This window comes from Ilumatobacter coccineus YM16-304, assembly GCF_000348785.1.
Taxonomy (GTDB): Bacteria; Actinomycetota; Acidimicrobiia; order Acidimicrobiales; family Ilumatobacteraceae; genus Ilumatobacter_A; species Ilumatobacter_A coccineus.
The window spans coordinates 3,825,438-3,837,348 of sequence record NC_020520.1 but is presented as its reverse complement, the minus strand read 5'-3'; the positions used below and the strand labels follow the sequence as shown (position 1 = coordinate 3,837,348).

The 11,911-nt window shown below is 65.7% G+C and carries 8 protein-coding genes; 5 read left to right on the top strand and 3 right to left on the bottom strand.

Going from position 1 to position 11,911, the window contains the following annotated elements:
• The first annotated feature begins 56 nt into the window (after positions 1-56).
• The 4 genes from YM304_RS17115 to YM304_RS17105 all read left to right on the top strand — a co-directional run bounded on the left by YM304_RS17115 (position 57) and on the right by YM304_RS17105 (position 5,541).
• On the top strand, positions 57-1,898 hold the full coding sequence (locus tag YM304_RS17115) for an amidohydrolase (protein WP_015442975.1): 1,842 nt from the start codon (positions 57-59) through the stop codon (positions 1,896-1,898).
• 162 nt (positions 1,899-2,060) lie between these two features.
• Complete coding sequence (locus YM304_RS17110) at positions 2,061-3,317, top strand: acyl-CoA dehydrogenase family protein (RefSeq protein WP_015442974.1); 1,257 nt, start codon at positions 2,061-2,063, stop codon at positions 3,315-3,317.
• Positions 3,318-3,368: 51 nt separating this feature from the next.
• On the top strand, positions 3,369-3,851 hold the full coding sequence (locus YM304_RS24860; protein WP_154723518.1) for a hypothetical protein: 483 nt from the start codon (positions 3,369-3,371) through the stop codon (positions 3,849-3,851).
• A gap of 16 nt (positions 3,852-3,867) precedes the next feature.
• Positions 3,868-5,541, top strand: a complete 1,674-nt coding sequence (locus YM304_RS17105; RefSeq protein WP_015442973.1) for a M14 family metallopeptidase — start codon at positions 3,868-3,870, stop codon at positions 5,539-5,541.
• Between the two features lie 284 nt (positions 5,542-5,825).
• Here the strand turns inward: YM304_RS17105 and YM304_RS17100 are convergent, their stop codons facing one another.
• Complete coding sequence (locus tag YM304_RS17100; RefSeq protein ID WP_041298395.1) at positions 5,826-6,710, bottom strand: LLM class F420-dependent oxidoreductase; 885 nt, start codon at positions 6,708-6,710, stop codon at positions 5,826-5,828.
• 63 nt (positions 6,711-6,773) lie between these two features.
• Here YM304_RS17100 and ilvA point away from each other — a divergent pair, with 63 nt between their 5' ends.
• The gene (gene ilvA, locus YM304_RS17095; RefSeq protein ID WP_015442971.1) at positions 6,774-8,351 is read left to right on the top strand and encodes a threonine ammonia-lyase, biosynthetic; all 1,578 of its coding nucleotides are present in this window, start codon (positions 6,774-6,776) and stop codon (positions 8,349-8,351) included.
• Between the two features lie 27 nt (positions 8,352-8,378).
• Here the strand turns inward: ilvA and YM304_RS22950 are convergent, their stop codons facing one another.
• Positions 8,379-10,364 carry a putative bifunctional diguanylate cyclase/phosphodiesterase gene (locus YM304_RS22950; protein ID WP_015442970.1) on the bottom strand — a complete coding sequence of 662 codons (1,986 nt, stop codon included), beginning with the start codon at positions 10,362-10,364 and terminating at the stop codon, positions 8,379-8,381.
• A 79-nt stretch (positions 10,365-10,443) separates the two neighbouring features.
• Positions 10,444-11,619, bottom strand: coding sequence for an acyl-CoA dehydrogenase family protein (locus YM304_RS17085; protein ID WP_015442969.1), 1,176 nt, complete (start codon positions 11,617-11,619; stop codon positions 10,444-10,446).
• Positions 11,620-11,911: the final 292 nt, after the last annotated feature.

Sequence of the window (11,911 nt, the reverse complement as noted above, 5' to 3'; positions counted from 1 at the left end):
CGCAGTGAGCTTGGTGCGCAGCCTCTGACGTCGCGGAGCAGCACTAGGTTCAGACGATGAGCGGAATCACGATTCACACCGCCGCGGCCGTGGTGACCGTCAGCGATCGGTGCCCGGCCGCGAACGCCGTGGCAGTCCGAGGCGATCGCATCGTGGCGGTCGGGATGCTCGACGACGTGATCGCTGCGCTCGCCGACGAGCCCTACGACGTCGACGAGTCATGTGCGGGCCGGGTGATCTTGCCCGGCCTCATCGACCAGCACCTGCATCCGATCCTCGGTGCCACGACGCTGGCGACGGAGGTCATCGCCACCGAGGACTGGGTGCTGCCCGACGTGACCCACCCGGCAGCTCATTCGCACGAAGAATACGTCGAGCGGCTGCGAGCGGCCGACGGCCGACTCGACCCCGACGAGTGGCTGTTCTCGTGGGGCTATCACGAGCTCTGGCACGGAGAACTCAGCCGCGAGATCCTCGATTCGGTCAACGACACCCGCCCCATCGGGGTGTGGCAACGGTCGTGTCACGAGTTCTACCTCAACACGCCGGCGCTCCAACAGCTCGGTCTGCTCGACCGCGACCTCGCTGCCGAAGTCGCGGCGGGGACGCTCGACGCGGGCATAGCCGACACCGCCAGCATCGAACGCGGACACTTCTGGGAGCGGGGAAACTTCGTGCTCGTGTTCCCGCTCGTCACGCCGATCCTGTTCGAGCCCGGCCGCTTCATCAACGGACTCCAACAGATGGTCCGCTATCTGCACCAGAACGGGGTCACCGCGTTCAACGAGCCGGGAGCGATCCTCGTCCCCGGAGCGTGGGAGCTGTACGAGGCCATCCTCGGGGCCGACGACACCCCGTTCTCGTCGTTCTTCCTCACCGACGGTCGCGGGCCTGCCGAGCAAGGCATGTCGCACGACGATGCGTTGGCACGCGCCGAACGCGAACTCGCGATGGCACCCACCGGCAAGGTGCGCTTCTTCGAGAAGCAGGTCAAGCTCTTCGCCGATGGGGCGATCATCAGCCAACTCATGCAGATGTCCGACCCGTACCTCGACCGAGACGGAAACCCGAACCCTCACCATCACGGAACCTGGCTGATGGAACCCGACGTGTTCGACGACCGGGCAAAGCTCTACTGGGACCACGGGTTCCAACTCCACATCCACGTCAACGGCGACGCCGGACTCGACATGGTGCTCGACACGATCGAACGGCGCATGCGCGAGAACCCTCGCCCCGACCACCGAACGGTCATCGTGCACTTCGCGAACTCGACCGAAGACCAGGTCGATCGGATCGCCCGGCTCGGCTGCGTCGTGAGCTCGAATCCGTACTACCCGGTCGGATTCGCCGACAAGTTCGGAGAAGTGGGTCTCGGTTCAGCACGCGCCGATGTGATGACTCGTCATCGCTCGGTGCTCGACCGAAACATCCCGCTGAGCTTCCACTCAGACCTGCCGATGGGGAGGAGCGACCCGATCGGCATGATGTCGTGCGCGGTCAATCGCGTCACGCAGTCCGGTCGTGTCGCCGGCCCGGAGCAGCGGATCACGATCGCCGAAGCGTTGCGGGCGGTCACCATCGACGCCGCGCAGTCGTGGCGGCTCGAACACGAACTCGGTTCGATCGAGCCCGGGAAACTCGCCAACTTCACGGTCGTCGACCGCAACCCGCTCGACTCCGACCCCGAAGCGCTCGACGACATCGACGTCGTCGGCACCTTCTACGAGGGCCGTTGGTATCCCGTCCCCGCCGGAGGTTCGCGGCGAGACCTCTCTGTCGGGCGCTCCTCGGCGCGTCGACAACATCGGGCCAACCTCCACCGGCTCCACGCCGCCGGGACGGAGTCGGTTGGCTGCATCTGCAGCGTCGCGCACGAACTGGGCCGGGCCAGCTGACCAAGCCAGTCATCCGGTGTCAGACACCCGATGACGCTGACACCGCTCTCTGGCGCTTGCGCTTTGGCCAGCCGCCCGAGACGCTCGTGATCGATCGACCCGGATCGTCGGCGGCGGCGTTCGATTCTCCCCGAGCGCGATCGTCGCCGTACGGTCGGCGACATGGATTTTGCCATCCCCGACTCCACACAAGAACTGCTCGGCCGTCTCGACGACTTCATCGAATCGACGATCAAGCCGATGGAGCAGGAGGACGACAACATCCGGTTCTTCGATCACCGTCGCGAGGATTCGCGCACCGACTGGGATCGCGACGGGCTGCCCAACGCCGAATGGGAAGCACTGCTGCGTCGGATGCGTGTCGCCGCCGACGAAGCCGGTTTCTACCGACATCAACTCCCCGAGCGTTTCGGGGGCAACGGCGCCGGCAATCTCGAGATGGCGATCATCCGTGAGCACCTCGCCCGGAAGGGTCTCGGTCTGCACAACGACCTGCAGAACGAGAGCTCGATCGTGGGCAACCTCGTCACCGTGTTGATGATGGAGCGCTACGGATCGGAGGCCCAGCAGGCCGAGTGGATCCCGAAGATGCTCGAGGGCACGGCCCGAATCGGGTTCGGTCTCACCGAGCCGTTGCACGGGTCCGACGCCACGTGGATGGAGACCACAGCAGTGCGTGACGGCGACGAATGGGTCATCTCCGGCGAGAAGACCTGGAACACCGGGCTGCACCACGCCACCCACGACTACATCTTCGCTCGCACGTCGGGTGACCCTGGCGACGGTCGAGGCATCACGTGCTTCATCACGCCGACCAGCTCGCCTGGCTTCGAGATCCAGGAGTTCATGTGGACCTTCAACATGCCGACCGATCACGCTCACGTGAAGCTCGACGAGGTCCGCGTGTCGAACGACGACATCCTCGGTGAGGAAGGGCTCGGGCTACAGACGGCGCAGTTGTTCGTCCACGAGAACCGGATCCGGCAGGCCGCCTCGTCGCTCGGTGCCGGGCTGCACTGCATCGACACGGCGGTCGCGTATGCGAACGAGCGAACCACGTTCGGAAAGCGGCTGTCGACGAACCAGGCCATCCAGTTCCCGCTCGCCGATCTCGCCGCCGAGGCCGAGATGCTGCGCGCGTTGATCCACAAGACGGCCTGGCAGCTCGATGAAGGCATCGACCACATGGAGATCACCGACAAGGTCGCGATGTGCAATTACCGCGCCAACCGGTTCTGCTGCAACGCGGCCGACCAGGCGATGCAGACCTGCGGCGGCCAGGGCTACAACCGCGCGATGCCCTTCGAGCACATCTACCGGCATCACCGTCGCTACCGGATCACCGAAGGCTCTGACGAGATCCAGATCCGCAAGGTCGCCGGCAAGCTCTTCGGCTACTCCGGCCGCGCCAAAGGCTGAACCTCCCGGCCTACGTGGTCGACATCACAGGAACACCGCTCGCTGCGTTCCGTGAGCGGCTCGGTGACGGCCACAGTCAACGTCGCCGCCACGCGCCTTGCGAGCGGCGCCCCTGAGCGCCCTCGACACATTGTCGAAGGCAACGGGGCTGGCCGCCAGACCTTCTCGCGACGACTTTTGGCCTGGGCAGATATCGCCCTGTGGCGACGACTTTTGGCCTGGGCAGATATCGCCCTGTGGCGACGACATTTGGCCTGGGCAGATATCGCCCTGTGGCGACGACATTTGGCCTGGGCATATATCACCCTGTCGCGACGACATTTGGCCTGGGCAGAAATCATCCTGTCGCGACGACATTTGGCCTGGGCAGATATCGCCCTGTCGCGACGGCATTTGGCCTGGGCAGAAATCATCCTGTGGCGACGACTTTTGGCCTGGGCAGATATCGCCCTGTGGCGACGACTTTTGGCCTGGGCAGATATCGCCCTGTCGCGACGACATTTGGCCTGGGCGAAAATCGTCGTCTGGAGGTGATCGGTAGGTTTGCGGGATGGACTACGGCTTCGATCGGTACCTGCGCTACGACGAGTTGGTCGAGTGGCTCCGAGGGGTCGAGGCGGCTCGTCCCGGTCTCGTCAGCATCGAGTCGTACGGCACGTCGCACGAAGGGCGCGACCTCCTCATCGCCACCGTGACCGACACGTCGAGCGGCTCGCACGACACGAAGCCGGCGCACTGGGTCGACGCCAGCATCCACGCCACCGAACTCACCGCAACGGTCGCTGCATGCGCGTTGATCGACCACCTCGTGTCGGGTCACGGACGTGACGAGCAGGTCACACTCGCGCTCGCGACGCGCACCTTCTACATCGTCCCCCGGGTCAACCCCGACGGTGCGGAGTGGGCGCTCGCCGACTCACCGAAGTTCCGCCGATCGAGCACGCGCGCCTGGCCCTGGACCGACGGGCATCGCTGGCCGGGCCTGCACCGTGAAGACGTCGACGGTGACGGGCGACTTCTGCAGATGCGTCTCGCCGACCCGAACGGTGCCTGGATGCCGCACCCCGACGACGAACGACTGATGATCCCGGTGCCACCCGACGGACGGGTCACCGACGGTGCACCTCGCTACCGACTGCTCGCCGAAGGAACGATCTCGGAATCGGACGGATTCACGATCCCGACGCCGTCGCCGGTCGAAGGACTCGACCTGAACCGCAACTTCCCGGCCGGATGGGGCACGTCGGTTCCCGGCAGTGGCGACCATCCACTCAGCGAACCCGAGATCGACGCACTCGTCCGAGCGATCGTGGCCCGGCCCAACATCTGCGGGTCGAACGCGTTCCACACCAGCGGCGGTGTTCTCCTGCGGCCGTCGTCGACGCGCCCCGACTCCAAGGTCGCCCCGATGGACGTGTGGGTCTGGAATCAACTCGCCGAGCGGGGAACGGCGCTCACCGGCTACCCGGCGCACTCGGTCTACGAGGACTTCACCTGGGACCCGTCGGAGACGATGAGCGGCGCCGCCGACGACTGGACCTACGAACACCTCGGCGTCTACGGATGGACCACCGAGTTCTGGGACATCGTCCACGCGGCGACCGGGACGAAACAGTCCACGCACTTCTGGTACACCGGTCCGACCGTCGACGAGGCGATCGCCGTGCTCCGCTGGTGCGACGACAACCACCCCGAAGGCCACGTCGACTGGTACGACTTCGACCACCCTCAGCTCGGGCCGGTGCAACTCGGCGGTTGGAACACGTTGTCGACCTGGACCAACCCGCCGCTCCACCTCCTCCACGACGAGGTCGCGACCCACGCCGACTTCGCCGTGTACCAAGCGCTGTCGTCACCGCGACTCGAGATCGTGCACCACGCCGTCGAGAGCCTGGGCGACGACATGTGGCGGGTCGAGATCGGCATCGCCAACACCGGCTGGCTTCCGACCGACGTGAGCGCGCTGGCTCGCAAGGAGAAGCTGGTCGCACCGATCACCGCCCGAGTCGGCGGCGATGGCGTGACCGTGATCGGGTCGGCCGGTCGAGTCCAACTCGGACAGCTCGACGGGCGAGCGGCACTCCGTTTCCGGAACGGCAACGACGGCACGCCCGACCGAGTGCTCGCCACCTGGACCGTTCGTGCTGCTTCCGGATCGCGCCTCGACGTGGTCGTCGATCACCCGCGCTGCGGCTCGGTCACCACCGACCTCACCCTGGCCTGACCACCATCATCCGCTGAGCCCGGTTTGCGTGACCGAAAGCGCGTGCCACGCACGGATTCGGTCACACAAACACGGGGGTGCGGCTCTGCGTGACCGAAAGCGCGTGCCACGCGCGGGATCGGTCACACAAACTCTTGCCAGGTTTGCGTGACCGAAAGCGCGTGCCTCTCGCGGATTCGGTCACGCAAACACGGGGGTACGGGCTTTGCGTGACCGAAAACGCGTGCCTCGCGCGGGATCGGTCACACGAACCGGGTGGATGGGCGACAGGGTGGCCGGGCGGGTCAGACGTTGGCGATGGGGCCGATGATGGTTTCGGCGAGTTGGGTCGCCTTGGCCTCGGCGCCTTCGGAGCCGAGCAGCATGAACGCCGGGATGATCGTCCGAGTCACGCCGATCGATGCCAGCTCCTGCGCGGCGCCGACCGGGTCGTCGCCGAACAGGCCGGGGTGCGCAGCCGTGATCTCGATCGCGGTGCCGTCACGATCGTGCTCGGCGGCGGTCTGATGCACGATGTCGATCATCTCGGTGAGCTCGGCGATCGACCCCTTGCCCGGGAAGAAGCCATCACCGAGCCGGCCAGCGCGCTTCGCCGCAGCCGTCGAGTGACCGCCGATGACGAACGGCACGGAGCCTCCCGGCGGCTTCGGGTTCGAGCTGACGTTCGTGAAGTCGACGAACTCGCCGCTGTACGACGCGTCGTCGCTCGCCCAGAGCTCGCGCATCGCGTGCACGTACTCGTCGGTGCGCGCACCACGCTTGCCCCACGGCACGCCGATCGCGTCGAACTCCTCCTCGAGCCAGCCGACGCCGATGCCCAACTGGAGGCGTCCGTTCGACAGGTCCGCGAGGGTCGCGACCTCCTTGGCGAAGACGACCGGGTTGCGCTCGGGCAGGATGACGATGCCGGTGCCGAGCACCAACGACGTCGTGTGCGCCGCGACGAACGACAACCAGATGAGCGGGTCGGGAATCGGCGAGGTCTTGTCGCCGGGCATCTTGCCGGTGGGGGAGTAGGGGTACTCCGAGTCGTACGAGCTCGGCCAGATGACGTGTTCGACCGTCCACAGGGATTCGATCCCGGCACCCTCGGCAGCGGTCGCGAGTGAGACGACACCATCGGCGGTGCTGAAGGGTCCGGTGTTGGCAAAGGCGAGTCCGACTTTCATGAGGGCGAACCTAATCCGCTCCGGTCGCCGACGACGCATGTGCCCAGCCGCCAGACTGGGGCGGTGAGCACGCCGTCCCAGGAGTCATCAACACCCACGCCAGCCTCCGCGGGGCCAGGGCTCTCCGGAGACGACGACGCGCAATACCTCCGACGCATTCTCAACGCACAGGTCTACGACGTGGCCATCGAGACGCCGCTCGAACCCGCACCGCTGCTGTCGGAGCGCATCGGCAATCAGGTGTTGCTCAAACGAGAAGACCTCCAAGAGGTCTTCTCGTTCAAGCTGCGCGGCGCCTACAACAAGATGGCGCAGCTCAGCCCCGACGCCCTCGAACGCGGGGTCATCGCCGCCTCCGCCGGCAACCACGCTCAGGGTGTCGCACTCGCGGCAAACGAGTTCGGCTGTCGCGCGGTGATCGTGATGCCGACCACCACCCCGCAACTGAAGATCGATGCCGTCGTCGCCCGTGGCGCCGAGATCGTGCTGCACGGCGAGTCGTTCAGCGAGGCGAACGCCTTCGCGCAGCAACTGATGGAGGAGAAGGGCCTCACCTACGTTCATCCGTTCGACGACCCCGACGTGATCGCCGGGCAGGGCACGGTCGGCATGGAGATCCTTCGTCAGCACGGCCGTCCGATCCACGCGATCTTCGTCGCGGTCGGAGGCGGCGGGCTGATCGCCGGCATCGCCGCCTACGTCAAACAGGTGCGCCCCGACATCAAGGTGATCGGCGTACAGCACGAGGACTCCACCGCCATGGCGCAGTCGCTCGCCGCCGGGCACCGCGTCGAGCTGACCGACGTCGGCCTCTTCGCCGACGGAACGGCAGTCAAGAAGGTCGGTGAAGAGACGTTCCGCATGGCGTCGAAGTACGTCGACGAGATGGTCATCGTCGACACCGACGAGACGTGCGCGGCCATCAAAGACGTCTTCACCGAGACGCGCACGCTGCTCGAACCCGCCGGCGCGCTGGCGATCGCCGGAGCGAAGAAGTACGCCGCGACCATCGGCTGTACCGACAAGACGCTCGTCGCCGTGTCGTGCGGCGCGAACATGAACTTCGACCGCCTGCGCTTCGTCGCCGAACGCGCCGACATCGGCGAACAACGCGAAGCGGTGTTCGCCGTCACGATCCCCGAACGGCCCGGGAGCTTCCGCGAGTTCTGCGAGGTCGTCGGGGCACGCAACGTCACCGAGTTCAACTACCGCATCAGCGACAGTTCCGACGCGCACGTTTTCGTCGGCGTCAGCATCGGTCGGCGCGACGAGGCGACCGAGATCGCCGCCTCGTTCGAAGCGGCCGGGTTCGCCACGATCGACCTGACCGACGACGAACTCGCCAAGGTGCACATCCGCCATCTCGTCGGCGGGAAGTCACCGATCGCATCCGACGAGCTGCTCCACCGCTACGAGTTTCCCGAGCGTCCCGGCGCGCTGATGCAGTTCCTCAATGCGATGAACCCCGAGTGGAACATCTCGCTGTTCCACTACCGGAACCAAGGCTCCGACCACGGACGTGTGCTGGTCGGCATGCAGGTCCCCGCGGCCGACCACACCGAGTTCGACGCGTTCCGTGCCGCTCTCGGATACCGGTCGTGGGACGAGACGCAGAACCCCGCGTATCGCCTCTTTCTCTGACCGGCGCCGTCGACTCGCTCGACGTCGTCAGCCGGCCAGCGCGTGGCGACGCTGCAACTCGGTCGACCCGACGAGGCGTTCGAGCTCCGAGATCGGCATCGCATGGTGATACAGGAATCCCTGTGCGAGCCGGCAGCCGATCAGCTCGACCGCCGACGCCTGGAGCGGCGTCTCGATGCCTTCCATGATCACGTCGAGACCCAACGCGTCGCAGAGCGTCACCAACGACGTCGTCACGGCGTACGCCACCTCGTCGTCGAGGAGATCGGCGACGAAGGTGCGATCGACCTTGACCACGTCGACCGGCAACTCCCGAAGGTGGGCGAGCGACGAGAAGCCCGTACCGAAGTCGTCGAGCGCGATACGGAACCCGGCAGCACGCAGCTCGCCGAGCACCTCGATCGCCCGACCCGTCGTGAGCACCATCGACTCGGTCACTTCGATGAGAAACATCGACGGATCGAGATCGGCCCGGGCGACACGATCGATCAGATCGGCCGCGAAACCAGCGATGTGCAATTCGGGGTCCGACACGTTGATCGACATCTGCAGCGGACGCCCGCCAGCCGCCAGTCGTTCGGCAGCCGCGACCGTGGCACTGATCACCAATCTGCTCACCCGGGGCAGCAGGCCGGCGTCTGCGGCAACGTCGAGGAACTCGCCCGGAAGGACCAGCTGCTCGGGAGTCTGCCAACGCACGAGTGCCTCGGCGCCGACGATCTCGCCGTCGGGAACCGACACGATCGGTTGGAAGTGCGCCACGATCTCGCCGTGGTCGAACGCGCGCCGCAGACCGGCCTCGATCTCGAATCGCCGCTCGGCTTCGTCACGGAGCCCTTCGTCGAAGATCACGCAACGCTTCCGGCCGAGTGACTTCGCCTCGTAGGCCGCTCGGTCGGCGTCGCGCAACATCTCGTCGACCGTGCGCAGGTTCTCCTTGTTCTGGAAGCAGATGCCGATGCTCATCGTGAGATGGACCGTGCGACCCAGCGCTTCGAACGGTCGCTCCAGACAGTCGAGCAAGCGGGCCGCAACGAGCCGAGCGCGTGCCTCGCCACCATCGTCGAGCATCACGATGAACTCGTCGCCGCCGAACCGCGACACGAGCGCATCGTCGCCGAGGTCGAGTGAATCGATGCGCTGCGCCAGTTGCGCCAGCACCTGGTCGCCCGCCAGATGGCCGAGAGAATCGTTGACGACCTTGAAGCGATCGAGGTCGCAGAACAACAGCGACGGATGTCCGCCGGCATCGATCACCTCGTCGAGGTGAGCAACCAGCTGTGACCTGTTGGCCACGCCGGTCAACTCGTCGTGCGTCGCCCGATGCTCGAGCTCGGCGGTGACCATGTCTTCCTCGGTCACGTCACGACCGATCCCGAAACACCGGCCGACCGAGATGTCGAACTGGAGGGTCCAACGAACACGCCGGTAGCTCCCGTCGGCGGTCCGCATCTGGAAGCACGTCTCGGAGCGGCCGTCCTCGCGAAGCTCGCGCTCCACACGTTCACGGTCCGACACCTCGTCGTCGGGCAACAACGACCACGAATCGATCCCGAAGATCTCCTCCGTCGTGTAGCCGAGCAACTCCTCCCACGCGGCGTTCGACTCGATGATCAGACCGGCCTGGTCGTAGACCACGAACAAGGCGTCGCCGTTCGCGAAGAAGCGACGCAGCAGATGGTCGCCCGCGTCTTCGTGCTCCTGGGTCGCGAGCAGGACGTCGCCGCGTTCGTCGATCGGTCGAGCTCTCCAGCGAGCGCCGTCGACCCCCGAGCGAAGCGGGACGATGTGATCGAGCGGTTCCTCACGGAACAGCGGGTCGCCGACGGCGACGTCGAGCCAGCGGTTCGCCGCAAGTACCTCGCCATCGACACTCACCAGCGCGCCCGGTATCGGCATCGCGTCGACCACGGCCGACCATGCATCGAGCTCCGGTGTCTCCGTGCTCGTCGCCGGTTTCGACCGCTCGTCGTGTTCGTCGATGCCGTCGCTGTGTTCGTCCGCCAGGCCCATGCAGCGTCATCGGTCTGCCACATCGACGAGTTGAGTAATTTCGTGACGCAACGAGATCGAGCGTCACGGGCCGTGGTCGTCAGACGGAAAGCAGATGCCCCGCGATGATCATCTTGCGAACCTCGGTCGTGCCCGCACCGATCTCGAGCAGCTTCGTCCCCCGGAACAACCGGTTGACCTCGCTCTCCCAGATGTAGCCGTTGCCGCCGTGGATCTGCACGGCGTTGTCGAGCACCTGATTGCACATGTTCGCGGCATACATCACCGACGCCGCCGACTTCGCGTGGATCTCACCCATACCCGCCTCGCCGTGCTCGAGTTGGTCGCACTCCGCCAACACCTGCCAGCAGAACGTCTTCATCGTCTCGACCCACACGTACATGTCGGCGAGACGCGACTGGATCATCTGGAACGACCCGATCGGCTGATCGAACTGCCGGCGTGTCTGTGAGAAGTCGACCGACAACTCCAGCGCCCGCTCGGCCATACCCACGTTGATCGTGGCGATCATCGCCCGTTCGAGATCGAGGCCCGACATGACGACCTTGTGGCCCTGATCGAGCTCGCCGACGATGTTCTCCGCCGGCACGACCATGTCGTTGAACACGAGCTCGGCGGTCTGGCTCCCGCGGAATCCCATCTTCACGAGTTTCTGCGCCACTTCGAATCCCGGCGTGTCGCACTCGACGGCGAACGCCGTGATTCCCTTCGACCCGGCATCGGGCGTCGTCTTCGCATACACCAGACACACGTCGGCGACCGGGCCGTTGGTGATGTACAACTTCGAACCGTTGAGGATGAAGGTGTCGCCATCACGCACCGCGGTGGTGCGCATCGAGCCGAGCGCATCCGAACCCGCCCCCGGCTCGGTCAACCCCAACGACCCGATCCACTCACCACTGCACAGTTTCGGAAGGAACCGTCGACGGATGTCGTCATTGCCGTTCGCGTACAGATTGTGCGCACAGAGGTTGTCGTGCGCCACCCAGCTCAGCCCGAACGCATGGTTGTAGCGGGAGAACGCCTGCAGCACGAGACCACTCTCGAGCATGCCCATCCCCGCCCCGCCGAACTCCTCTGGCACCGTCGCGCCCAGCAACCCGTTCGCGCCCAGCGTCCGCATCAGCTCCGGCGGCCACCACTCCTCGTCGTCCATCTTCGGCGCCAACGGCAACAGCTCGTTGCGACCGAACCGGTCGGCGAGATCGAACAACGCCTCTTGCTCCGCAGTGAGTCCGAACTGTGTGGCGACCATGAACTCACCCTAGATCGGATTCGCCCATCGCGGTACTGCAATGCCCATTCCAGTACCGCGATGTCGGCCATTGGTAGATCCCACGCCGGTGAGACCACTCTCCGACCGCGTGCCTGGCGTTCGCGACGATTTTTGGCCTGGGCAGAAATCATCCTCAGATGTCGGCCGTTGGCAGAACCACTCTCCGGTCGCGTGGGTGGCGTTCGCGACGATTTTTGGCCTGGGCAGAAATCATCCTCAGATGTCGGCCGTTGGCAGAACCACTCTCCGGTCGCGTGGGTGGCGTTCGCGA